General features: G+C 71.9%; 19 protein-coding genes. 7 read left to right on the top strand and 12 right to left on the bottom strand.

The annotated features are described in order from the left end of the window. Positions 1-29: 29 nt before the first annotated feature. Complete coding sequence (locus E6P78_RS07160; RefSeq protein WP_136202661.1) at positions 30-797, bottom strand: sulfite exporter TauE/SafE family protein; 768 nt, start codon at positions 795-797, stop codon at positions 30-32. 156 nt (positions 798-953) lie between these two features. Between E6P78_RS07160 and E6P78_RS07155 the strand changes: the two genes are divergently transcribed. After that, positions 954-1,994, top strand: coding sequence for a hydroxyacid dehydrogenase (locus tag E6P78_RS07155; RefSeq protein ID WP_136202660.1), 1,041 nt, complete (start codon positions 954-956; stop codon positions 1,992-1,994). After that, on the top strand, positions 1,991-3,892 hold the full coding sequence (locus E6P78_RS07150; protein ID WP_136202659.1) for a DUF2264 domain-containing protein: 1,902 nt from the start codon (positions 1,991-1,993) through the stop codon (positions 3,890-3,892). The genes E6P78_RS07155 and E6P78_RS07150 overlap by 4 nt, the downstream gene beginning before the upstream one ends. Before the next feature lie 91 nt (positions 3,893-3,983). Here E6P78_RS07150 and E6P78_RS07145 read toward each other — a convergent pair whose 3' ends face one another. The 6 genes from E6P78_RS07145 to E6P78_RS07120 all read right to left on the bottom strand — a co-directional run bounded on the left by E6P78_RS07145 (position 3,984) and on the right by E6P78_RS07120 (position 10,002). Continuing rightward, a complete protein-coding gene (locus E6P78_RS07145; RefSeq protein WP_136202658.1) occupies positions 3,984-4,619 on the bottom strand; it encodes an LUD domain-containing protein in 636 nt (211 codons plus the stop codon). Further along, positions 4,616-6,157, bottom strand: coding sequence for a LutB/LldF family L-lactate oxidation iron-sulfur protein (locus tag E6P78_RS07140; protein WP_136202657.1), 1,542 nt, complete (start codon positions 6,155-6,157; stop codon positions 4,616-4,618). The genes E6P78_RS07145 and E6P78_RS07140 overlap by 4 nt, the downstream gene beginning before the upstream one ends. Beyond that, a complete protein-coding gene (locus tag E6P78_RS07135; protein WP_136202656.1) occupies positions 6,154-6,921 on the bottom strand; it encodes a (Fe-S)-binding protein in 768 nt (255 codons plus the stop codon). Before E6P78_RS07135 ends, E6P78_RS07140 begins: the two co-directional genes overlap by 4 nt. A gap of 211 nt (positions 6,922-7,132) precedes the next feature. After that, positions 7,133-7,894: a GntR family transcriptional regulator gene (locus E6P78_RS07130; RefSeq protein ID WP_136202655.1), complete on the bottom strand. Its 762-nt coding sequence runs from the start codon at positions 7,892-7,894 to the stop codon at positions 7,133-7,135. A gap of 186 nt (positions 7,895-8,080) precedes the next feature. Next, a complete protein-coding gene (locus E6P78_RS07125; protein WP_136202654.1) occupies positions 8,081-9,124 on the bottom strand; it encodes a S66 peptidase family protein in 1,044 nt (347 codons plus the stop codon). Positions 9,125-9,261: 137 nt separating this feature from the next. Next, on the bottom strand, positions 9,262-10,002 hold the full coding sequence (locus E6P78_RS07120) for a class I SAM-dependent methyltransferase (RefSeq protein ID WP_136202653.1): 741 nt from the start codon (positions 10,000-10,002) through the stop codon (positions 9,262-9,264). A gap of 200 nt (positions 10,003-10,202) precedes the next feature. On the opposite strand from E6P78_RS07120, the gene E6P78_RS07115 reads away from it, so the two are divergent. From E6P78_RS07115 to fusA, 3 genes are all read left to right on the top strand, one after another. Then, on the top strand, positions 10,203-11,126 hold the full coding sequence (locus E6P78_RS07115; RefSeq protein ID WP_136202652.1) for a DUF2510 domain-containing protein: 924 nt from the start codon (positions 10,203-10,205) through the stop codon (positions 11,124-11,126). A 191-nt stretch (positions 11,127-11,317) separates the two neighbouring features. Next, positions 11,318-11,599: a hypothetical protein gene (locus E6P78_RS07110; RefSeq protein ID WP_136202651.1), complete on the top strand. Its 282-nt coding sequence runs from the start codon at positions 11,318-11,320 to the stop codon at positions 11,597-11,599. Between the two features lie 447 nt (positions 11,600-12,046). Continuing rightward, positions 12,047-14,146, top strand: coding sequence for an elongation factor G (fusA, locus tag E6P78_RS07105; protein ID WP_136202650.1), 2,100 nt, complete (start codon positions 12,047-12,049; stop codon positions 14,144-14,146). Positions 14,147-14,196: 50 nt separating this feature from the next. On the opposite strand, the gene E6P78_RS07100 is transcribed toward fusA, so the two are convergent. Together E6P78_RS07100 and E6P78_RS07095 are read right to left on the bottom strand one after the other, a co-directional pair. Continuing rightward, positions 14,197-15,642, bottom strand: coding sequence for a glyceraldehyde-3-phosphate dehydrogenase (locus tag E6P78_RS07100; protein WP_136202649.1), 1,446 nt, complete (start codon positions 15,640-15,642; stop codon positions 14,197-14,199). 86 nt (positions 15,643-15,728) lie between these two features. After that, positions 15,729-16,736, bottom strand: a complete 1,008-nt coding sequence (locus E6P78_RS07095) for a Gfo/Idh/MocA family oxidoreductase (RefSeq protein ID WP_136202648.1) — start codon at positions 16,734-16,736, stop codon at positions 15,729-15,731. A 190-nt stretch (positions 16,737-16,926) separates the two neighbouring features. Here E6P78_RS07095 and E6P78_RS07090 point away from each other — a divergent pair, with 190 nt between their 5' ends. Continuing rightward, positions 16,927-17,670 carry a GntR family transcriptional regulator gene (locus tag E6P78_RS07090; protein ID WP_136202864.1) on the top strand — a complete coding sequence of 248 codons (744 nt, stop codon included), beginning with the start codon at positions 16,927-16,929 and terminating at the stop codon, positions 17,668-17,670. 142 nt (positions 17,671-17,812) lie between these two features. Beyond that, on the top strand, positions 17,813-19,519 hold the full coding sequence (locus E6P78_RS07085; RefSeq protein WP_136202647.1) for an RICIN domain-containing protein: 1,707 nt from the start codon (positions 17,813-17,815) through the stop codon (positions 19,517-19,519). 52 nt (positions 19,520-19,571) lie between these two features. Here E6P78_RS07085 and E6P78_RS07080 read toward each other — a convergent pair whose 3' ends face one another. The 3 genes from E6P78_RS07080 to E6P78_RS07070 form a co-directional block, all read right to left on the bottom strand. After that, positions 19,572-21,395, bottom strand: a complete 1,824-nt coding sequence (locus E6P78_RS07080; RefSeq protein WP_136202646.1) for a sugar-binding domain-containing protein — start codon at positions 21,393-21,395, stop codon at positions 19,572-19,574. 70 nt (positions 21,396-21,465) lie between these two features. Continuing rightward, entirely contained in the window at positions 21,466-22,365 is a 900-nt protein-coding gene (locus E6P78_RS07075) for a carbohydrate ABC transporter permease (protein ID WP_136202645.1), read from the bottom strand. Between the two features lie 2 nt (positions 22,366-22,367). Next, complete coding sequence (locus E6P78_RS07070) at positions 22,368-23,306, bottom strand: sugar ABC transporter permease (RefSeq protein ID WP_136202644.1); 939 nt, start codon at positions 23,304-23,306, stop codon at positions 22,368-22,370. Between the last annotated feature and the right edge of the window lie 6 nt (positions 23,307-23,312).

Raw genomic sequence — 23,312 nt, 5'->3', positions numbered from 1 at the left:
CGTCCGGAGGGACCGGGCCCGGTCTGCGGTCAGACCAGGAGCAGTTGGAGGCCGCCGAGGACGGTGGCGGCCAGGACGAGGCGTTCGAAGAGCCGCTGGTCGATCCGGTCCACGCCGATGCGGCCGAGCCAGGCGCCGGGGAGCACGAACAGCAGCATGCAGGCGTCCAGCAGCAGCGACTGCCCGTCGATCAGCCCGAGGCCGACGCTGAACGGCACCTTCGAGATGTTGACGATCAGGAAGAACGACGCCGAGGTGCCCAGGAAGCCGAGTTTGCGGAATCCGGCCGAGAGCAGATAGAGCGACATCACGGGGCCGCCCGCGTTGGCGACCATGGTGGTGAATCCGCCGAGCGCCCCGTACGAGCGGGCCTTGAGCCGCTCGGCGGTGGTCGGCGGCCCGTCCGTCGTCCCCGGCTCCCCGCCCGCCTCCGTCCGGCGCCGGCGCCAGATGGTGACCCCGGCCATGAAGACGAGGATCGCGCCGATCGAGGTCCGTACGGTGGCGTCGTCGGCCCACACCATGAACAGCGTCCCCGCCACCACGCCGACGGCGACGGCCGGGAAGAGCCGCAGCAGGGTCGGCCAGTGCGCGTGGCGCCGGTAGACGAGGACGGCGAGCACATCGCCGGCGATCAGGACAGGGAGCAGCACTCCGGTCGATTCCCGGGCGGGGAGGACCGCCGCGAAGACCGCGAGGCTGATCGTGTTGGCACCGCTGACGGCCGTCTTGGAGAAGCCGACGAGTGCGGATGCCGCGGCCAGTGCCGCGAGTTGCCAGAGGGTAAGTGTGTCCATGCCAGGCAGAGAGCCTAATCCCCCGAGCGATCCGCACTTCGGGTCCGACCTTTGATCGCTCCAACTACGAGCTGACTATGCTGCCACGAAGTCGCGAGTCGCGCGGCGCCGTCGGGCAGCCGGAACCACCCACCCGCCCCTGCCACCTGGAGAACGATGCCCAACACCACACCCGTCCACGACACCGCCGGGCGCCGCCCGCGCGCCGCCTTCGCCATGGCGGCCGAGACCGCGGGTGCCCTGCTGAACGACCGCACCCTGGAGGCGTTCTCCCGGGTGTGCGACCTGACGCCGCCGCCCGTGCTCGACGACTTCACCACCGACCGGGCCCACGCCGTGCTCGCGGACACCGAACTCCTGGTCACCGGCTGGGGCTGCCCGCCGCTGGACGCCTCGGCGCTCGCCTCGGCACCCCGGCTGCGGGCGGTCGTGCACACGGCGGGTTCCGTGCGGGGGCACATCACGGACGCCTGCTGGGAGCGCGGCATCAAGGTGTCGTCGGCCGCCGCCGCCAACGCGCTGCCGGTCGCCGAGTACACGGTCGCGATGATCCTGCTCTCCGGCAAGCGGGTCCTGGAGAGGGCCCGCTCCTACCGCTCGCAGGGCCTGCGCGACGACTGGCTCGCCACCTCCCCCGAGGTGGGCAACTACCGGCGGACCGTGGGCATTCTGTCCGCCTCGCTCATCGGCCGCCGGGTGGTCGAGCTGCTGCGCCCGTACGACCTGCGGGTGCTGCTGCACGACCCGTACGTCTCCGAGGAGGAGGCGGCAGCGCTCGGCGTCCGGCCGGTGGGGCTCGGCGAACTCTTCGCGCGCAGCGACGTGGTGAGCGTCCACACCCCACTGCTGCCCGCCACGCAGGGTCTGGTCAGCCGCGAACTGCTGATGTCGATGCGCCCGGACGCGGTACTCCTGAACACCGCGCGGGGTGCCGTCGTCGACCAGGACGCCCTTGTCGACGTGGTGCGGCAGGACCGTATCCGGGCGATCCTGGACGTCACCGACCCGGACACGCTGCCGGCCGGCCACCCGTTGTGGGAGTGCGAGAACGCCCTGATCACCCCGCATCTGGCGGGCTCCCAGGGCAACGAGTGGCAGCGCCTGGTCGACCTGGCCGCCACCGAGGCCGGACGCTGGGCCACCGGCGAGGGCTTCGCCCATCCCGTACGACGCGAAAGGCTGGCGTTCCTCGCATGAGCGCACCGCACTTGGGCCCGCTGCCCCGGCTCCCCGCCGACGACCGGGCCATGAGCCCGTTCACCGGGTACACCCGCGCGCACTGGGAGGCGGCGGCCGACGGGCTGCTGGAGGCCGCCTGGCAGTGGGCGACGCCCGGCAGCGCCCTGCTCGGTCTGCCGGGGCGGCCCTCCTCGTCGGGGGTCCGCTCGGACGGGCTCGAAGGGTACGCGCGCACCTTCCTCGCCGCCGCCTTCCGGGTGGCGGGCGCGCGGGGTGCGGACCCGCGCGGATGGCTCGGCCGGTACGCGGACGGGCTCGCCGCCGGGACCCGTACGCCCGGCCGGGACGACGCCGAGTCCTGGCCGCTGATCCGCGACCACACCGTGGCCGGGCAGCCGATGGTCGAATCCGCCTCGGTCGCCATCGGTCTGCGGCTCACCCGGCCCTGGCTGTGGGACCGGCTGGACGCGGCGGTGCAGGACCGCGCCGAGGAGTGGCTGCGCGGGGCGCTGCGGCACACCCCCGCACCCAACAACTGGTATCTGTTCCCCTACTCGGTGGCCGGGTTTCTGGAGTCCGTGGGCCGGGCGGACGCGGAGACCGCCCGGGTCCGGGAGCGGGCGCGGGACCTGATGGAGGGCTGGTACCGGGGCCGGGGCTGGTACCAGGACGGCGACGGCCGCGCGTTCGACCACTACAACGGCTGGGCCCTTCACCTGTACCCGGTACTGGACGCCCGCTTGGCGGGCGAGGCGGAGCTGTCCGCGCACTACGGGGCGCGGCTGCGCGCACATCTGGAGAGCTTCACGCTGCTGTTCGGCGGGGACGGGGCGCCGATTCATTTCGGCCGTTCGCTGACCTACCGGTTCGCGGCCGGTGCGGCGGTCGGGCTCGGTGCACTGACCGGGCACACTCCGCTCGCGCCGGGTGCTTCCCGGCGGGTGATCAGCGGGGCGCTGCGCTATTTCCTGGACCGGGGTGCGACCGGCGACGACGGGCTGCTGTCCCTGGGCTGGCACGGGCCGCACACGGCGACGCTCCAGCCGTACTCGGGCCCGGCCTCCCCGTACTGGGCGTCCAAGGCCTTCGTCTCGCTGCTGGCCCCGGCGGACCACCCGCTGTGGACGGCCACCGAGGAGCCCGCACCGAGCGAGGGCCCGGACCGGGTGCTGGCGCTGCCCGAGCCGGGGCTGCTGATCCAGTCGACGCGGGCGGACGGCATCGTGCGGCTGCACAACCACGGCAGCGACCATGTCCGCCCGCACGAGGGCGAGTCGGCGGTGCGGGACGACCCGCTGTACGGCCGGCAGGCGTACTCGACGGTCACCGGTCCGACCGCTCCGGCCAATGCGGCGGACAACCAACTGGCCGTCGTCGTCGGTGGTGTCCGCAGCGGCCGGCGCGCGATCCGGCCGCTGGGCGCGGGCGGGGGCGAAGGCTGGGGCTGGGCCGCTTCGTGGCACCGCCCGGTGTTCGCGGAGGGTGCGCCGATGGTGCCGGGGCTGCGGGTGGAGAGCGTGACGGTGGCGCGGGGCCGCTACGAACTGCGGGTGCACCGGGTGCTCGGCGCCCCGTTCGGCGCGCGGGTGGAGCAGACGGGCTGGGCGACCGGTCCCGGGTCGGCGGTGGCGTCGGCGCTGCACGGGCTGCACGGCTGGGAGTCCCGGGACGAGGTCCGGGCGCCGCAGGGCACGGCGTACACGCCCTGGGCGGTGCTGCCCCGGCTGAGCGCCCACGCGGAGGGCACGGTGGTCCTGGTGTCGCTCGCCTCGCTGAGCGCGGAGCCGGAGGCGGCCCCGCTCGACGCGGTGCTGAGCGGGGTGAACGTCGACGGGGACACGGTCGAGGTCTGCTGGGCCGAGGACGCGGCACGGACCCGGATCGGATTCGGCCCGGTGACGGTCACGCACGGGTGACACGGGGCGGGGCAGGGCGGGGTCGGGGTCGGGCGAAGCCCCGCCCCTGGCCGCACCCCCTTTCCCGGCACGCGTCGCGCATGTATGTGTCCTACGCGTCCGTGCGGATGACGACCGCCAGGGTGCGCGGGCCGTGGACGCCCTCGACGCGCTCCAGCTCGATGTCGGAGGTGGCCGAAGGTCCACTGATCAGCGTGGTCGGGCGCTCCGGTACCAGCCGGGCCACCGCCTCCGGTACGCCCACCTCCACGGTCGACAGGTCGACCACGCACACATGGAGGTCGGGCACCAGGGACAGCGCCCGCCGCCCCTGGTCGGGCGAGCCGTCCAGGAAGATGGTGCCGGTCTCGGCACAGCTGACGGCGGAGGCGGTGACGACCCCGTCGAGGGCGTCCAGGCGCGGCGCCGGGATGTCCGCGGAATCCTGCTGGACGTCGCCGTCGTGGGCGGAGAGCCACTGCGGGTCGAGTCCGGCGGGCACGCCGATCCGCTCGGCTCCCCGTTCGCGCAGCACTTCGGCGATGACCTCGGCGGCGCGGTCCGCGGTACAGGGGTGGACCTGTGCCTTGTAGTCGACCAGGCGATCGGTGAACAGCGCGAGGCGTTCCTCGTCGGGGAGGGTGCGGCCGGTGCGGTAGGCGCGCGGGACGGGGGCGCCGTCGGCTGCGGGCGCGAGGGCGAGTGCGTCCCGGATGCGGCCGAGCACGGTTTCACGAGCGGTCGTCACTTGTCCTCCTCCTGCTGCTGGTTACGGGTGTGCTCGTCGGAGGCCGCCCGCATGGTCGCGGCTCCTTCCGCCGAGGCCAGCCAGGCCCGGAAGGTCTGTTTGGGCGGGGCCGGGGTGTCGCGGCTGTCGCTCCAGCCGGAGAGCGGCGGCGGCAGGTGCGAGAGCTTTCCGTCGCGGCCGGCCAGGACCCGGCCGAGTCCCGCGGCCTTCTGCGCGGCCGTGTACACCTTGGGCCTGCTCATCACCCCGGCGGCCGCCTTCATCGCCAGCTTCTCGGGCGTGGTGCCGGACTGCTCGGTGTGCTGGTGGCGCAGCTCGACCAGCAGCGAGGGGATGTCGATCTTGACGGGGCAGGCGTCGAAGCAGGCCCCGCAGAGGCTGGAGGCGTACGGCAGCGAGCTGTTGGGGTCGCCCTTGGCCGCGTCCATGCCGGCGAGCTGCGGGGTGAGGACAGCGCCGATCGGGCCGGGGTAGGTCGAGCCGTAGGCGTGGCCGCCCGCGCGTTCGTACACCGGGCAGACGTTGAGGCAGGCCGAGCAGCGGATGCAGTTGAGCGCCTCGCGCCCGATGCGGTCCGCGAGGGCTGCGGTCCGACCGTTGTCGAGGAGGACCAGGTGGAAGGTCTGCGGTCCGTCCCCGGGGGTGACGCCGGTCCACATCGAGGTGTACGGGTTCATCCGCTCACCCGTTGAGGAGCGCGGCAGGAGCTGGAGGAAGACTTCCAGGTCCTGATAGCGCGGCAGGACCTTTTCGATGCCCATGACGGTGATCAGGGTGTCGGGCAGGGTCAGGCACATGCGGCCGTTGCCCTCCGACTCGACGACGGACAGGGTGCCGGTCTCGGCGATGCCGAAGTTGGCTCCGGAGACGGCCACCTTCGTGGTCATGAACTTCTCGCGCAGATAGACGCGGGCCGCGGCGGCGAGGTGGGCGGGGACGTTGTCCAGGGACGGGTCGACGCCCGGGATCTCCTTGAGGAAGATCTGCCGGATCTCGTCCCGGTTGCGGTGGATCGCGGGCACCAGGATGTGCGAGGGCTTGTCGTGCGCGAGCTGCACGATGAGCTCGGCGAGGTCGGTCTCGTGCGCGGTGATGCCCAGCGATTCCAGGTGCTCGTTGAGGCCGATCTCCTGGGTGGCCATCGACTTGACCTTGATGACCTCCTCGCTGCCCGTCTCCTTGATCAGCCGGGCGACGATCGCGTTGGCCTCGACGCCGTCGCGCGCCCAGTGGACGGTGCCGCCGCGTGCGGTGACGTTGCGCTCCAGCTCCTCCAGCAGTTCGGGCAGGCGGTTCATGGTGTCGGTCTTGATGGCCGCTCCGGCGTCGCGCAGCTCCTCCCAGTCGGGCAGCTCGCCGGTGACGGTCAGACGTTTGGCGCGGATGGTGTGGGTGGCGCGGCCGAGGTTGCGGCGCAGCTGTTCGTTGCGCAGCTCGTCGTGGGCGGCGGCTGGGAACGTCCGGTCGCCGCGCAGGTTGCCCGTGCCGTACGGGGAGCGGGGCGGGGTCGCGGGCATGCCGAGAAAGGTTGCGCTCATCGGGCGGCCTCCGTCAGGACGTGCGGCGAGGTGCGGGTGGACGAGAGGATCTGGGCCAGGTGCAGGGTGCGGGTGCCGGAGGTGATCCGGGAGAGCCCGCCGCCGATGTGCATCAGACAGGACGAGTCGCCCGCGGTGCACACGGCGGCGCCGGTCGCGGTGACGTTGCGCATCTTGTCCTGGAGCATCGCCGTCGACGTCTCGGCGTTCTTCACGGCGAAGGTGCCGCCGAACCCGCAGCAGGCGTCCGCCTCGGGCAGCTCGACCAGGTCGATCGAGTCGACGGCCCGCAGCAGCCGCAGCGGCTTGTCGCCGACCCGCAGCATGCGCAACGAGTGACAGGTGGGGTGGTACGTGACCCGGTGCGGGAAGTAGGCGCCGACATCGGTCACGTCCAGCACGTCGACCAGCAGCTCCGAGAGCTCGTACGTCTTCGCCTTGACGGTGGCGACGCCCGCGCGCAGGGCCGCGTCCCCGTACCGCTCGGCGATGATCTCGTGCTGGTGGCGGACCGAGCCGGCGCACGAGCCCGACGGCACGACGACGGCGTCGATCGAGGTGTCGCCGAACTGCTCGGCGAAGTTGCGCACCAGCGGGACCGGCTCGCGCTGGTACCCGGTGTTGACGTGCATCTGGCCGCAGCAGGTCTGGCCCGGCGGGAACAACACGTCGTGGCCCAGGCGGGCCAGCAGCACCGCGGTGGATTTCACCGCCTCGGGGAAGAGCGTGTCTCCCAGACAGGTGGCGAAGAGTCCGATACGCATGGAGCCTCCCCGATCGCGAGTTGTGGTCCGACCATACTAGCCTCCGTCCGATTTTGGCCGGTGCACACGCGTGCCAGGGCCGCTCTCGCCGGGTGCCGGGGCTCGACATGCAGAGAGAGACGTGCGGAGAGAGGTACAGAAAAAGGGGCCGGTGCGTGTCCCTGGTTCACCCAGGTCCACGCACCGGCCCCGCACTGTTGTCACGCCGTCGCTACTCGATGCCGCCGCCGTCCTCGTCGCCGGCGCCGGTCCGGTCCTCGTCGACCAGCGTGCCGTGGAAACCGCGGATGTGCCGCTCGGCGAGATCGGCCGCCTCCTCGCCGTGGCCGGTGCGCACGAACCTCAGCATCTCGCTGTGCTGGCGGTTCAGGTGTGCCTGGGTGGCCGGCCAGTCGTCCACCTCTTCCAGGGCCCGCAGGATGAGGGGACGTACGGACTCCCGCACCGCGGCGGTCAACGTCGAGGTGAGCGCGTTGCCCGAACTGCTCGCCACCTTGACGTGGAACTGGGTGTCGAGCTCGTTGAACTCCTCCGGCAGGATGCCCTCGCGCGACATCCGGTAGACGATCGCGCCCGCCGCGTCCAGGTCCTCGTCCGAGGCGTGCACCGCGGCGGCGGCGAAACTGGCGCGCTCCAGGGCGACGCGGGCCTCCATCACGTCGTGCAGGCTGTAGCTGCCGAGGGCGAAGTGGAGGCGCAGCAGCCGCCCGAGCGCATCGTCCGGGTTGCGCACGATGCGGGCTCCCGAGTCGTGCCCCCGGCCGGGATGCGCGACCAGTACCCCGATGGTCTCCAGCACCCGGAGCGCCTCGCGCAGCGCGGAACGGCTCACCCCGAAGACGGGGGCGAGTTCACGTTCGGGCGGCAGCCGGTCGCCGGCCCTGAGCTTCCCGGCGAAGACCTGCTCCTCGATGCTCTGCAGTACGAGTTCATGAGTACGGGCCTGCCGCACGGGCTGCCACTCGACAGGCATCCGCTACTCCCACTCCCTGTTCCGACCTGTACGCATATCCCGACTATGTCACACATGCCATGTGGTCGGACCACAGAAGATCGGGTCACAGAGGAGGCACCACACCTGCATCTCCGGGGTCGAAGCAACATCTGCCCGTCAACGTGACAGCGGTGGCCCACCCGGTGATCCGAATCGGAACCGGTGCTAGTACGTGACGACGATGCGGCGGTCCACGCCGTCCACCCGGATCTGACCGCCGTACGGAATGATCACTTGCGGGTCCGTGTGGCCGAGGTCGACGTCGAAGACGGCCATCGTCTCGGGGGCGTACTCCTCCAACGCCCGTAGCACCGCCTGCCGCTGCTGCTCGCAGTACAGCTCACCGGCGGCGGTGTCGAGCGGCTGGTCGAAGGACCAGTTCTTGGCCCGGGCCATCATCAGGGCGGGGAAGCGTCGCAACAGGCCCCGCTCCCCCATGTTCCGCAGGATGTAGTACACCTCGTCGGCGCCCGGCATCTCCTCGGACGTCTCAAGGAACAGGACCCGGCCCTCGTACGCGTCCGGCGGCAGGATCTCCCGGTCGGCCATCAGCAGCCAGGACAGGATCTCCAGGTTGCCGCCCCAGCTCGCCCCCTGGACCACGCGCCCGGCGTTATGCCAGGTCCAGCCGTCGGCGGGGAGCAGTTCGGGTTCGCTGTCGAAGGTACGCGGGTCCTCCCAGGGCCCGTTGATGCTGCCGCTCTCCTTCGCCGGGGTCAGCTCGTGGTCGCCACGGCTGAAGAGCGCGGCCCGCAGGGACTCGGCCGTCATCGGGTGCAGCGCGCCGGGGCGCCCGAACTCGACCATGACCGACCCGCCGTGGTAACCGACGATGCCGAGGTTGTCGAGGAACACCAGCAGGTTGGTGCAGTCGCTGTAGCCGAAGAACGGCTTGGGGTGGGTCCTCAGCAGTTCTCGGTCCAGGTAGGGCAGCACGGTGATCTGGTCGTCGCCACCGATGCTTGAGATGACCGCCTTGATGTCCGGATCGGCGAACGCCGCGTGGATGTCGGCGGCGCGCTCCTGTGGCGTGGAGCCCATCTTCCGGGTGCACGGGTACTCCACCGGCTCCAGCCCGAACTCCTCGCGGAGGCGGCGCGGTCCCAGTTCGTGCGGCAGCGGGAAGACGCCGGGAAGCCCGGACGAGGGGGAGAGCACGGCGACGCGGTCGCCGGGGCGGGGCTTGGGCGGATAGCGTGATGACGTCATTCGGTGAGCCTAGCCAGCGGCCCTCGGGGCTGTCCGCCGGTTATTCCCCGGCCGGCTACGACGCACAGGCCGGTCTGCTCCTCCTCGTCGCTCCGCGTCATGCGTCCGCCCCCACGGGCTGCCCCGCCACGACGGTGTCAGGCCAGAACCAGCAGGTCCATCCAGCTCACCGCCGGCCGGTCCGGCTCCTGCTCCGCCGCCGTACGCAGCCGCCGCATGCCGCGCTCGAACTCGTCGTCGCCCAGGCCCCGCAGTTTCGCGTCGGTGTCCCGTCTGATCCGGTCGGCGAACGCGGCGAGACTCGGCGCGCTCTCCTGCGGCACCGCGTGCAACGCGACGCGGGCGAAGCCGGCTTCGGCGAATGCGGCGCAGGTCTGCTCGACGGTGGGATAGCCGTCGACGATGCGCTCGGCCCCGGGGAAGAACCGCACCCGCAGGTCACGTGCACACCGGCCCGGGAAGGAGTTGCGGATGAGCACCGGGGCGCCGGGCTTCAGCGTCCGGCGCAACTCCCGTGCGGCGGCGGGCAGATCGTCGATGTGGTGGACGACCGAGCCCAGCCAGGCCGCGTCCGCGCAGCGGTCCGGCACCGGCAGCGCCTCGGCCCGCCCGTCCAGCGCCTCGATCGTCACGGTCCTGGGGATCAGTGCCCGCATGGCGGCGGCGGGTTCCACGGCCAGCACCCGCACACCGAACCAGTCGGCGAACGCCGAGGAGAAGGCGCCGGTGCCCGCGCCGACGTCCAGCACGGTCGCGCCAGGGGCGAGGTCCACCTCCGCCGCGATGGCCGCCCGCCAGGCGGTGAGCCCGTCGCGCGGTATCTCCCGGGCGAGGCGGTAGTCCTCGGCGAAACGGCGGTCGGGAGTGGTTGCTTCCATAGGTGCCTCACTCCTGCCGCGATCGGGCGGGCGACGGGTAGCGGGCTCCGCCGCGCCTCGTCGGCGGATGTTAGCGACCACTCCTCCAGTTGTCTAGACCAAGAGCGGCGGAAGATGGCTCCGGCTTCCGCCCGGTTCGCCTCGGGGGTCGGCGCACCCGGTTCATAGGATTCTCAGGCAACCCGGATACGGTGTCCGGCGTGACCCAGACGAGCCCGCCCGGCTGGCATCCAGACCCCGGGTATTCAGGATTTGGCCCCCGCCACGAGCGCTGGTGGGACGGCACCCAGTGGACCGACCACCTGCGCGTACCACCGGCGGCCGTGCGCAGCCGGCGGATACGCGTCGGGGCCGGCATCACCGCGGCCGTGGTGGTGCTCGCCGCCATCGGGGGCGGTGTCTATCTGCTGACGGACGACTCGGGCGGCAAGAACGACACCACGGCCTCCGCACCGTCCACCTCCCCCTCCCCCGGCCCCGACCGGCAGCGCGGCGGCAGCGGCGGAAACGGCAGGGACGGCGACAACGGCGGCAGCAGCGGCAACGGCGGTGGGCGCGAGACGCCGGAGCAGGGGCAGCCTCAGCCCGAGGACGGGTACGCGACGGACCTGGCCAGCGGCATCAGCATCCCGGTCCCCGACGGTTGGGACGGCGAGTCGGGCATGGGCGCCGGGGTGACCACCGGTTCGTACGCCTGCCCCGGTGCCACTGACGAGAAGTGTGTGCGCGGCGGGGTGTTCTCCGCCCCGGCCGAGGCGCTCGAGCTGACCACCAAGACCGCGAAGGCCACCGCCGAGAAGGACATCGAGACCAACGCCGAGAACGCCTACGGCGGCAAGACCTACGGCGGCATCACCTCGCACCAGCAGTTGAAGTCCGAGGCGGTCACGGTGGCCGGCCAGCAGGGCTACCGGGTGCGGTGGAAGGTGGTGACGAAGAACGGCGACGACGGCTACGTCGAGTCGCTCGCCTTCCCCTCCCCGCTGTCCAAGGACATGCTGGTCATCGTCCGCTCGGGGTTCGACATCAACAGCAAGGCCCCGGCGCTGTCCGTCCTGGACGACATCACCAAGGGCATCAAGGCGGCGTCGGGCGCGGGCTCGGGGCCCGGCACGACTGCCTGACCCTCTGGCCCTTCGATTCTTTGCCCCTTTGCCCCTCTGCCCCTCTGACCCTCTGACCCTTCAAAGGTCGGACCATGCGGCCGGGGTGCTGAGCGCCCGGTCCATGCGGCCCGGGGTGCTGAGTACCCCGGCCGTACGGTCTGAGTACGTCACCCGATCCCGCGCCGGGGCACGGACGCTGAAATGGGGTCATGGCTCCCGACGCACAGCGCCTTCGCATGCAGCACGTCACCAGTGCCGGCACCACCATCGCCCTCTCGCTCGCCCCGCTGGTGATCGGCGTCCTGCTGGCGCGCACGATGGCCCTGGACCCGCACTCACCCGTGAACGCCCTGATCACGCGGGGCGGCCGGGGCGCGGGTGCGTCGCCGGCCGAGTGGCGCGGCTGCGGCCGGAGCGCGATCCGCCGATGCCGGGGCGCGTGGAAGCCCCGTACCCGGCGCCCCGGCCGGGTACCGCGAGGCCGTGCCTGACGCATCGGCACGCCTCCCGGTCGCACCCGGCGCGCCGCGGAACGGTCCCCGGTCCGCCACGGAACGGCGACGGTGCGGGCGCCCGGCCGAAAAACCGGTTCCCCCGCCCCCGCTCCACTCCCTAGACTCGCCGCACATCGCGCGCCGGCTCTCCGCCGCCGCGCCCGCCGTGACCGTTGAGGGGAGACCGCCGTGCGCCACCGCACCGCCGCCGTCGTCCCCCCGTCGCGGTTCGAGGTGATCCTGGTGTCTTACGGCGCCCGGCGCCGGCTGCGCGGCCGGCCCCGGACCCCGTGACGAACGCCCGGGCAGTTCACAAGTCCTGACTAGCCGTCACCCTCTCCTCGCACAGGGAACGGCGGGCTTCGCAGGCCCGGCCCGGCCCAGGGCCGTCTCGTACGGGCATCGCGCCGTCTTCTTCCGGATCACCCCGAAAGGCCACCGGCCGTGCGTAACGAACAGCACCGTCCCCTCAACGCCGCACTCGACACCGTCCGCAACCTGGGCATCCTCGCCCACGTCGACGCCGGCAAGACCACCGTCACCGAGCGCATCCTCTACGCCACCGGCACCACCCACAAGCGCGGCGAGGTCCACGACGGTACGACCATCACCGACTTCGACTCGCAGGAACGCGACCGGGGCATCACCATCTTCGCCGCGGCGGTCAGCTGCACCTGGGCCGGTCACCGCATCAACCTCATCGACACCCCGGGGCACGTCGACTTCGCCGACGAGGTCGAACGTTCCCTGCGGGTGCTCGACGGCGCGATCGCGGTGTTCGACGCGGTCGCCGGGGTGGAGCCGCAGAGCGAGTCCGTATGGCGTCAGGCCGACCGCCATGCCGTCCCGCGCATCGCCTTCGTCAACAAACTCGACCGGGCGGGCGCCGACCTCGACACCGCCGTCGCCTCGATCCGGGAGCGGCTGCACACGGTCCCGCTCGTGGTCCAGCTGCCCATCGGGCAGGAGGACCGGTTCCGCGGAGTCGTGGACCTGCTGCGCATGCGCGCCCTGGTGTGGGCCGACGACGGTGACGCGTACGAGGAGACCGAGGTGCCCGCCGGGCTGCGGGAGGAGGCGGGCCGGCGCCGGCGGCTGCTGGAGGAGGCGGTGGCGGAGCTGCACCCGTCGGCGCTGGAGGAGTTCTGCGCGCGCTCCGAGCTTTCGGAGCGGACGTTGGCCGGGGCGCTGCGGGATCTGACGCGGACCGGCGAGGGCGTCGTCGTGCTGTGCGGTTCGGCCTACCGCAACCGGGGCGTCGAACCCTTGCTGGAGGCGGTCGTGGCGTATCTGCCCTCCCCCGCCGACGTGCCGCCCGTCCGGGGCATGCTCGGTGAGGCGGTGCAGGAGCGGGCCGCCGATCCGGCGGGGCCGTTCGCAGCGCTGGCGTTCAAGGTGAACGCCACCGCGACGGGCCGGCTGACGTATCTGCGCGTGTACTCGGGAACGGTCGGGAAGGGGGAAACGGTGCTGGACGCCGGCACGCGGCGCAGCGAACGCGTCGGGCGCATCCTGCGGGTCCAGGCGGACCGTCACGTCGATGTGGACACGGCGGTGGCCGGGGACATCGTCGCGGTCATCGGCCCCAAGACCGTCCGCCCGGGTGCCACCCTGTGCGCGCCCGGTGCTCCGCTGGTCCTCGAACCGCCCACGGTGGCCGACCCGGTCGTGTCCGTGGCGGTGGAGGCGCGGCGCAGCACGGACACGGAGCGGCTGATGGCGGCCCTGGTGCGGCTGGCCGAGGAGGACCCGTCGCTCGCCGTGCGTACGGACTCCGAGACCGGTCAGACCGTTCTTTCGGGCATGGGCGAACTTCATCTGGAGGTGGCCGCGGAGAAGATCCGCCGCGACCACGGTCTCGATGTCCGGGTCGGCCGGCCGCAGGTCGCCCACCGGGAGACGCTGGTGCGCGGTGTGTCCGGGCTGGTCCACCGGCACGTCAAACAGGACGGCGGGGCAGGTCAGTTCGCGCACGTCGTCCTCGATGTCGAGCCGCTGGAAGCCACCGGCGGGGACGGCGGCGAGGGCGGCGAGGGGGCTGCGGAGTTCGCGTTCCGTTCGGCGGTCGTCGGTGGCCGGGTGCCGCAGGAGTACGTGCGGGCGGTCGAGGCCGGCTGCCGGGACGCCCTGGCCGAGGGTCCGCTCGGCGGGCATCCGGTGACCGGGGTGCGGGTGACGCTGACCGATGGCGCCACCCATCCCAAGGACTCCTCGGAGATGGCGTTCCGTACGGCCGGGAGGTTCGCGCTCCGGGAGGCCCTGCGCGCCAGTGCCATGGTGCTGCTGGAGCCGGTGGTCGAGGTCACCGTCACCGTGCCCGACGACGCCGTCGGCGGGGTGCTCGGCGACCTTGCCGCCCGCCGCGGCAGGGTGTCCGGTTCCACCGCGCGGGCCGGTGCCGCGGTGATCACGGCGACCGTGCCGCTGGCCGAGCTGTTCGGTTACGCGACCCGGCTGCGCAGCCGGACGCAGGGCCGGGGGACGTTCACCACCCGGGCGACGGGGTACGCCCCCGCGCCCGCGGCGGTCTCCGGCATCGCCTAGAAGCAGGTCCCGCCCGCCCGCCACCACCGGCGGGCGGGACCTGTCGTCCGTCAGAGCACCGGCACGGGGTACGTCGGGTACTCGACGCCGGAGATGTACTGCACGACGCGGATGACCTGGCAGGAGTAGCCGAACTCGTTGTCGTACCAGAGGTAGAGGATCGCGTTGTCGCCGTCGACCTGGGTGGGGCCCGCGTCGACGATGGAGGCGTGGCGCGAGCCGATGAAGTCGCTCGACACCGCGTCGGGGGCGGTCGTGAAGTCGATCTGCCGCTTGAGCGGGGAGGTGAGCGACACGTCGCGGAGGTAGTCGAGGACCTCGGCGCGGTCGGTCTCGCGACCGAGCTTCAGGCTGAGGATGGCGATCGAGACGTCCGGTACGGGAACGCGGATCGAGCTGCCCGTGATCGTCGCGTCCAGATCGGGCAGCGCCTTGGCGACGGCGGAGGCGGCGCCCGTCTCGGTGATGACCATGTTGAGCGGCGCGGAGCGGCCCCGGCGGTCGGAGCCGTGGTAATTGTCCAGCAGGTTCTGGTCGTTGGTGAACGAGTGGATGGTCTCCACGTGGCCGCGCAGGACGCCGTACTCGTCCGCCATCGCCTTCAGCGGCGGCACGATCGCGTTGGTCGTGCAGGACGCGCAGGAGATGATCTGCTCGTCCGGCTTGATCATTTCGTGGTTGACGCCGTGGACGACGTTGAGGACGTCGCCCTTGCCCGGCGCGGTCAGCACGACCTTGGCGATGCCCGGCCGCAGGTGCTTCGAAAGCCCTTCGCGGTCACGCCACTTGCCGGTGTTGTCGATGAGGATGGCGTCGTCGACCCCGTAGGCCGTGTAGTCCACCGACGTCGGGTCGTCGGAGTAGATGACCTGGATCTCGTTGCCGTTGGCGATGATCCGGTTGTTGGCCTCGTCCACGGTGATCGTGCCCTGGAACTGGCCGTGGATGGAGTCGCGGCGCAGCAGCGAGGCGCGCTTGACGATGTCCTGGCCCGCACCCTTGCGGACGACGATGGCGCGCAGCCGCAGGCCGTTGCCGGAGCCGGCCTTCTCGATGAGCAGCCGGGCGAGGAGGCGGCCGATGCGGCCGAAGCCGTAGAGGACGACGTCGCGCGGCTCGCGGCGCTCGATCTTGTCGGCTCCCGTGGCACCGGCGACGGCCTCGGCGGTGAACTCCGCCGCGCTGAGGCCGCGGTCGTCGGCCTTGTACGTCGCGGCGAGCATGCCGATGTCGATCTGGGAGGGGCCGAGATCGAGCGTGGTGAGCGCCTGCAGGAAGGGCAGGGTCTCGGTGACGGAGAGTTCCGCGCCGTCGATCTGCCGGGCGAATCGGTGGGTCTTGAGGATGCTCACCACCGACTTGTTCACCAGGGAGCGGCTGTGCAGGAGGACGGTGACGTCCCGCTCGCGGTGCAGCTTCCCGATGATCGGAATCATCGACTCCGCGATTTCCTCGCGGTGCTTCCAGTTGGTGAACGCGTCGTCATTGACAGTCACAGGTTTATCTTTCGAGCTAGGGGGCGCTCATATGGTAACCAGCCCTTCATTTGATCACCCAATCGGCCCCGCCACCCCCGTCCCCATCACCCCGCCCCCGGGCCCGCCTCCTCGACCCTCACCGGCCGTCCGGCGCGAAGGGAGCGGTCGGCGGCCTCCGCGACCAGCAGCGCGGCGAGCGCGTCGGCCCCGGTGCACGGGCTGGGCCGCAGGCCGGCGGCCACCTCGGTGAACGCGGTCAGCTCGGCGACGTACGCATCGCGGAAGCGGCTGAGGAACCCGTCGTGACAGCCGGGCCCCGACGGCGACCCGCCCGCCGTGGTCCGCAGCGGGCTGTGGGCGTCGAGCCCGGTGGCCAGGGTGCCCAGGGAGCCGGCCACCTCCATGCGTACGTCGTAGCCGGCGCCGTTGTAGCGGGTGGCGGTGCAGCTGACCAGGGTGCCGTCGTCCAGGGTGAGGACGGTGACGGCGGTGTCGACATCACCGGCCTCGGTGAAGGAGGCGTCGCCCCGGTTGGCCCCGGTGGCGCCGACCTCGACGACCTCGCGGCCGGTGACCCAGCGCACGATGTCGAAGTCGTGCACGGCGCAGTCCCGGAAGATCCCGCCGGACAGCGCCAGATACCCGGCCGGCGGCGGGGCCGGGTCGGCGGTACAGGCCCGTACGGTGTGCAGCCAGCCCAGCTCCCCGGCGGCGACGGCTTCGCGCAGGGCGGCGTACCCGGCGTCGAAGCGGCGCTGGAAGCCGACCTGGAGCGGTACGCCGAGGACGGCGAGCTCAGCCAGCAGGGCGCGGGTTCCAGCGAGCGTGGTGGCGATCGGCTTCTCGCAGAAGACGGGCACCCCGGCGTCCGCCGCGGCGCGGACGAGGTCGGCGTGGGCGGCGGTGGGGGCGGCGATCACGACACCGTCGAGGCCGGAGGCGAGCATCCCGCCGAGGTCCCCGGCGTGCTCGGCGCCGAGCTTGCCGGCCAGTTCGCGGGCCCGCTGCTCGACGGCGTCATGGAGCACGAGGCGGTCGACCGCGGGCAGTGCGGTCAGGGTCTCGGCGTGGAACGCGCCGATGCGGCCGGTTCCGATGAGTCCGATGCGCATGCGCGGTTGCCTCCGGTTCGGGGAAGGGGCCGGGGCCGGGTGGACTGCCGCCCCTGACGTGCCTCGCCTCGTCCTTGTATCGTCGCCGCTCGCGCGGAGTCACGCCTTTGTACTGACGTATATACGTACAGAGCTTGAGTCGAACGTACGGCATACTGAGCGCGTGGCACAACGTTCCGAGGAGCCCGACATGGAGCCGATCACCAGGCTGATCAGCATCGACCGAAGCAGCCCGGTGCCGCTGTACTTCCAGTTCGCGCAGCAGCTCCAACGCCTCATCGAGAGCGGCACGTTGGCTCCGGGCACACGTCTGGAGAACGAGATCTCCCTGGCGGACCGGTTCGGACTCTCCCGCCCGACGATGCGTCAGGCCATGCAGCATCTGGTGGACAAGGGGCTGCTGGCCCGCAAGCGCGGAGTGGGCACCCAGGTCGTCAACAACCGGGTGCGCCGGCAGGTGGAGCTGTCCAGCCTCTTCGAGGATCTGCAGCGCGAGGACCGCCGCCCGCGCACCGAGGTCCTCTCCCTGCGGACCGTGCCCGCCACGGGCCGGGTCGCCACCGCCCTCCGACTCGAACCCGGCACGGACACCCTGGCGATGCGCAGGCTGCGGTACGCGGACGACGAGCCGATAGCGGTCATGGAGAACCACCTGCCGGCCAACCTGCTGAGCCTCACCGAGGAGGACCTCGTCACGCACGGGCTCTACGCCCTGCTCAGGCAGGCCGGTGTCGCGCTGCGCTCCGCCGAGCAGACCATCGGGGCACGAAGGGCCACGGCCGCGGAGTCGCGCCTGCTGGCCGAGTCGCGCGGAGGCACGCTGCTCACCATGGAGCGCACGGTCCTGGGCGACGTGGGCCACCCGGTGGAATTCGGCTCCCACCTCTACCGGGCGTCCCGGTACTCCTTCGAGATGACGCTGACCGCGCCCTGAACCGGACGCGTGACGCCGGGCTTGCCCGGGACAGCAGAGCCTGCACGCCTGTTTACATCGATGTACATGCGGCTCTACTGTTTCGCCGTCAGCAGCTCCGCCCGGCCGCCCCCACGCCTCCGTGCCCCGAGGAAGGAAGCCTGTGCTCTCCTTACGCCGACCATTCCGCCCCGCACACCACCTCTCCCCCACGACGACCGGGCGCCTTGCCCGCTGGGCGGCGCGTGCCGCCGCGCCGGTCCTGGCCGCGCTGCTGGGCCTGTCGTTCGCGCCGGCCTCCGCCGCCCCCGCGCCCCCCGCCGCGTCCGCCGCCCTCGCCCCGGCCAACGGCGCCCCCCTGGGCAGCGGGACCGGCCTCTACCCCCGGGCCATCCGGCTGGAACACAACGGCGCCGCCAACGGCAGGGTGCTCGCGAGCGTCGTGACCTTCGACGGCAACAACGGCGTCGGCGCCATCCACGAGAGCACCGACGCCGGAGCCACCTTCCGCCGGGTGGGAAGCGTCGTCGATCCGGAGTCGGCGGGCGGGCAGGGCCTGTGCTGCTCCACCCTGTTCGAGCTGCCCCGGCAGGTGGGCGCCCTGGCCCCCGGCACACTTCTGTGGGCCGCCTCCTCCGGGCAGGACGAGCAGAACCGGCGCATGGCCCTGCGCGTCTGGCGGAGCAACGACGTGGGCCGCACCTGGTCCTACCTTTCCACCTGTGCCACGGCGAACGGTACGGGCGGGCTGTGGGAGCCGGAGTTCTCCGTGGCCGCCGACGGGGCGCTCGTCTGCCATTACGCCGACGAGACCGACCCGGCGCACAACCAGAAGCTCGCCGCCGCCCGCAGCTATGACGGAATCACCTGGCAGGACCGCCGCAACACCGTTGCCAGTGCCTGGGAGCCGGACCGGCCGGGCATGCCCATGGTGCGCCGGCTGCCGAACGGCACGTACTTCATGAGCTACGAGATCTGCAATCCGGGCGGCCAGTACCAGTGCGTCGTGCACTACCGGACCTCCCCGGACGGCTGGGGCTGGGGCGATCCGGCCTCCCTCGGGTTCCGCCCGGAGACCGTGGACGGCAAGTACTTCCGCGCCACGCCCACCATCGCCTGGGCCCCGGCGCCGGGCGGCGGACCGAACGGCCGGCTCCTGCTGATCGGCCAGCAGCTCCTCAACCGCGACGGCACGCCCGCCGCCGACAGCGGGCGCACGATCCTGGCCAACACGGAGAACGGCACCGGACCCTGGTACGAGATCGAGGCCCCCGTGCGGGTCGAGGCACCGACCGCGACCTACTGCCCGAACTACAGCTCCCCGCTGCTGCCCTCGGCGGACGGCCGCACCGTGCTGGAGATCGCGACCGACTGGGACGGCGCCGTCTGCCGCCCGTACGTGGCCACCGGCCCGGTCACCGGCAGCGGTGACGCGGCCGGAGTCGTGGACGGGGCACGCTACCGGCTGGTGAACGCCAACAGCGGCGACTGCCTGGACGTGGCCGCAGACTCAAGGGTCGCGGGCGGCAACGTACAGCAGTGGACCTGCAACGGCCTCGGCCCTCAGGAGTGGACGCTGCGGGCGCACGGCGGCGACTTCACGCTCACCGGCGTCAACAGCGGCTACTGCCTGGACGTGGAGAACGGCTCCGCCACCCCCGGCGCGAACGTACGGCAGTGGTACTGCAACGCCCAGCCGGCCCAGGACTGGCGGCTGGAGAACGCGGGGCGGGGCTACTACCGCCTGGTGGTGGAGTCCTCCGGGCAGTGCCTGGACGTCTCCCAGGGCTCCCGCACGGCGGGTTCCAACGTCCAGCAGTGGACCTGCAACGGCCAGCAGCCGCAGCTCTGGCGGCTCGAACGGCTCTGACCCCGGCGGGTGCCCGCCCCGGCAAGGGGCGGGCACCCGGTGTCCTTCCCCGTCAGCCGGCGTCCGGCCGCTCGATCGCTGCGGGCCGCAGCTGGGCCTCCCGGACGCGGGCGATGTCCAGTTTGGTGCCCCGGTCGAAGCGGTAGACGCCGTTCTGCTCCTGGAAGACGTCGGTCAGCTGGGTGTAGCAGTAGCCGAACATGTCCACGTCCTCCAGCAGCGCACCGGTCAGACCGGCGAAGCGCTCGTGGAACTCGTCCTCGGTGCGCACCCGGTCGCCGTACCCCCAGGAGATCGTGCGGTCGCTGCCGGACTGCTCCGCGGCGGCCTCCGGGTCCCACCAGATCCCGCCGAACTCGCTGACGAAGTACGGCTGCCCCCGGTAGGGCTGCGAGTAGGCGGCGCCGTTCTCGTAGGCGTTGACGAAGGGCTTCCCCTCGGCGAGTCCGGAGACCAGCCGACGGAACGCGGCCGGGTCCTGCTCGTAGGTGTGGGAGTCGTAGATGTCGGTCTCCAGAACCCGGTGGGAGTAGCCGGAGGCGTCGATCACCGGCCGGGAGGTGTCCATGGCCTTGGTGGCGAGGAACATCGCCCGGGTCACGTCGTCGAGTTGGGTGATCCGGTCGTGGAGCTTCTGGTACGTCTCGTTGAGCGGGCACCAGCCGATGATCGAGGGGTGGGAGTAGTCGCGTTCCACGGCTTCGAGCCACTGGGCGACGAAGGACGCGTCGGGCCGCTGGTTGTCGCCGGAGGACCCGCCGACCTCGCAGCCCCAGTCGCCGAACTCGCCCCAGACCAGGTAGCCGAGCCGGTCGGCGTGGTAGAGGAAGCGCTCCTCGAACACCTTCTGGTGCAGCCGGGCCCCGTTGAAGCCGGCTTCCATGGCCAGTTCGATGTCGCGGACCAGGGCCTCGTCGGTGGGGGCGGTCATCAGGCCGTCCGGGTACCAGCCCTGGTCCAGGACGAGGCGCTGGAAGCGGGGCCGGCCGTTGAGGAGCACGGCCCTGCCCCGGATGCCGACGGCGCGCAAGCCCGCGTAGCTCTCGACGCTGTCGGCCACCTCGCCGTCCGGGCCGAGGAGTTCGAGCCGCAGCCCGTACAGGAAGGGGTCCTCGGGGCTCCACTCGCGGCGCCGGTCCTGCGGGAGCGCCAGGTGCAGGCGGGGGGCGAGATCGAGGTCGGCGCGGGCCTCGGCGCGGCAGACCTCGCCCGCGTCGTCGCTGAGAACGGCGCGTACGCGGTGGCCGGGCCGGTTGGAGGACAGGGGCAGTTCGAGGGAGAAGGCGCCGCCGGCCAGGTCGGGGGTGATGCGGGGGCGGCGCAGATGGGTCTCGGGGACCGGCTCGGCCCAGACGGTCTGCCAGATCCCGGTCGTACGCGTGTAGTTGCAGTCGTGGTTGGCGTAGTGGATCGCCTGCTTGCCCCGGGCCTGGGGGCCGGATTTCGGGTCGCGGGCACGTACGGTGATCTCCACCTCGCGGCCGGCCGGGGCGAGTTCGCCGAGGTCTGCGGTGAACGGGGTGAAACCGCCCCGGTGGCGTACGACTTCGGTGCCGTCCACCCAGACGGTGGTGTCGTGGTCGACGGCGCCGAAGTGCAGCAGCACCCGGCGGCCGGCCCACTCGGCGGGCGGGGTGAACCGCCGCCGGTACCAGACGGCCTCCAGGAAGTCGGTGTCGCCGACACCGGACAGCTCGGACTCGGGGGCGAAGGGTACGAGGATCTCGCCGGTGAGGTCGCGGTCGAGGAGACCCCGTTCGAGACCGCTGTCCCCCTGGTCGGTCTCGAACTGCCAGGTCCCGTTGAGGTTGAGCCAGTCGCGACGTACGAACTGCGGTCGCGGGTACTCCGGACGGGGGACGGAGGGGGTGTGCACAGGTACTCCAGTCGGATCGTGGTGGCGGCCGGCCGGGAGACCGGCGCCGGAACAGGGACAGTCGTGGGGGTCAGCCGCCGCCGAGGCCGGTGGTGGCCACGGAGTTGACGATGCGCCGCTGGAAGAGGAGGAACATCACGATCAGCGGGAGCGCGGCCAGCAGCGCGGATGCCATGGACTGGGCGTACTGGATGCCGTAGGCGTCCTTGACGGTGGCGAGGCCGACCGGGAGCGTCATGAGGTCCGGGTCGTTGGTGACGACGAAGGGCCACATGAAGTTGTTCCACGCCCCGATGAAGACGAAGATCGCGACGGCGGCGACGATCGGGCGGGACAGCGGGAGCACGATCGACCGGAAGACCCGCAGTTCGGAGGCGCCGTCGATGCGGGCGGCGTCCTCCAGTTCGCGGGGTATCCCGTCGAAGAAGCGCTTCAGGATGAACACCATCATGGGGGCCACCACCTGCGGCAGGATGATCGCCGCGTAGGTGTCGACCAGGTGGAACATCGTCATCTGCTCGAAGAGCGGGACGATGAGCAGCTGCGGCGGGACCATGATCGCGGCGACGGTGACGGCGAGGAGGGTCCGCCGCCCGCGGAAGGTGCCGCGCGAGAACCCGTACGCGGCGAGCGTCGAGACGGCCGTGGTGACCACGGTGACCAGGGCGGCGATCAGCACGCTGTTGAATGCCCAGGTCGGAACGTTCCCGCGGTCCAGGATCTGCCGGTAGGCGGAGAGCGTGAAGGCTCCCTTGAACGGCGACAGGCCCGACTTCATCACGTCCTGCTCGCTCTGCAGCGAGGTGGCGACCGCCCACAGGAAGGGCAGCAGCCAGGCGACGGCGAGGACGGTCAGCGCGGTCCCGGCGAGCACGCGGGGCAGCCGTCCGTGGCCGAGCAGCAGGGGCGAGCCGGACTCCTCGCGGCGTGGCCGGCGCGGCCGGCGCACGGGGGTGGAGATGGCGGACACGGTCAGCCCTCCTGACGGAAGAAGCGGAGTTGCATGACGGACACGACGATGACGATGGCGAAGAAGATGTAGCTGACCGCCGAGGCGTAGCCCAGCCGGTATCCGGTGAACCCGACGTCGTAGACGTACTCCAGGATCGGGCGGGTGGAGCCGTTGGGGCCGCCCTTGGTGAGGATGTAGATCTGGTCGAACACCTTGAGCGAGGCGAGTACTTGGAGCATGGCGACCAGGACGGTGGTGTGGCGCAGCTGCGGCAGGGTCACGGACCACAGCCGCCGCCAGGCGCCGGCGCCGTCGAGCGCGGCGGCCTCGTCGTAGGTGACGGGCAGGGACTGCAGGGCCGCGAGGTAGAGCAGGAAGTTGAATCCGACCGTCCACCAGACGGTGAGGGCCGCGACGGACCACATCGCCACCGATTCGTCGGAGAGCCAGCCGACGGGTTCCATGCCGAGCGAGGTCAGCAGCTGGTTGCCGAGGCCGATGTCGGGCTGGTAGAGCCACGTCCAGATGAGCGTGACGACGGTGACGGGCAGCAGGTACGGGGCGAAGTAGGCCAGCCGCCACACCCATTGGCCGGCCAGTCCGCTGTGCACCAGCAGCGCCATGGCCAGGGCGACCAGGACGAGCGGCACGCAGGAGATGACGGTGAAGAAGACGGTGTTGCCGAGGCTGCTCCAGACGTCCGGGTCGCCGAACGCCTCGGTGTAGTTGGCGAAGCCGACGAACTCGGTGTCGCGCAGGCTCAGGGAGGCGTCGGTGAGGCTCATCCAGAGGCCCTGGACGACGGGCCAGACCAGGAAGAGTCCGAAGAGGACCAGGAACGGCAGGACGAACAGCCCGCCGCCCCGGGTCAGGGAGCGGCGGCGCCGGGGCGCGGCCGGTGTCGAGGAGGGGGGCTGCTGCGGTGGCGCCGCGGCTCCGGCGGGCGCGGTGGTGGTCACGATGCG

This window comes from Streptomyces sp. A0958, from assembly GCF_004795035.1.
Taxonomy (GTDB): domain Bacteria; phylum Actinomycetota; class Actinomycetes; order Streptomycetales; family Streptomycetaceae; genus Streptomyces.
Note: the sequence above shows the minus strand (reverse complement) of the source record. Positions and strands in the feature narration are given on the sequence as shown.

Bases quoted from the DNA above. Each gene is read 5' to 3' on its own strand.
- E6P78_RS07160 (WP_136202661.1), bottom strand. From the start codon at position 797: ATGGACACACTTACCCTCTGGCAACTCGCGGCACTGGCCGCGGCATCC.
- E6P78_RS07155 (WP_136202660.1), top strand. From the start codon at position 954: ATGCCCAACACCACACCCGTCCACGACACCGCCGGGCGCCGCCCGCGC.
- E6P78_RS07150 (WP_136202659.1), top strand. From the start codon at position 1,991: ATGAGCGCACCGCACTTGGGCCCGCTGCCCCGGCTCCCCGCCGACGAC.
- E6P78_RS07140 (WP_136202657.1), bottom strand. From the start codon at position 6,157: ATGAGCGCAACCTTTCTCGGCATGCCCGCGACCCCGCCCCGCTCCCCG.
- E6P78_RS07135 (WP_136202656.1), bottom strand. From the start codon at position 6,921: ATGCGTATCGGACTCTTCGCCACCTGTCTGGGAGACACGCTCTTCCCC.
- E6P78_RS07130 (WP_136202655.1), bottom strand. From the start codon at position 7,894: ATGCCTGTCGAGTGGCAGCCCGTGCGGCAGGCCCGTACTCATGAACTC.
- E6P78_RS07125 (WP_136202654.1), bottom strand. From the start codon at position 9,124: ATGACGTCATCACGCTATCCGCCCAAGCCCCGCCCCGGCGACCGCGTC.
- E6P78_RS07120 (WP_136202653.1), bottom strand. From the start codon at position 10,002: ATGGAAGCAACCACTCCCGACCGCCGTTTCGCCGAGGACTACCGCCTC.
- E6P78_RS07110 (WP_136202651.1), top strand. From the start codon at position 11,318: ATGGCTCCCGACGCACAGCGCCTTCGCATGCAGCACGTCACCAGTGCC.
- E6P78_RS07095 (WP_136202648.1), bottom strand. From the start codon at position 16,736: ATGCGCATCGGACTCATCGGAACCGGCCGCATCGGCGCGTTCCACGCC.
- E6P78_RS07090 (WP_136202864.1), top strand. From the start codon at position 16,927: ATGGAGCCGATCACCAGGCTGATCAGCATCGACCGAAGCAGCCCGGTG.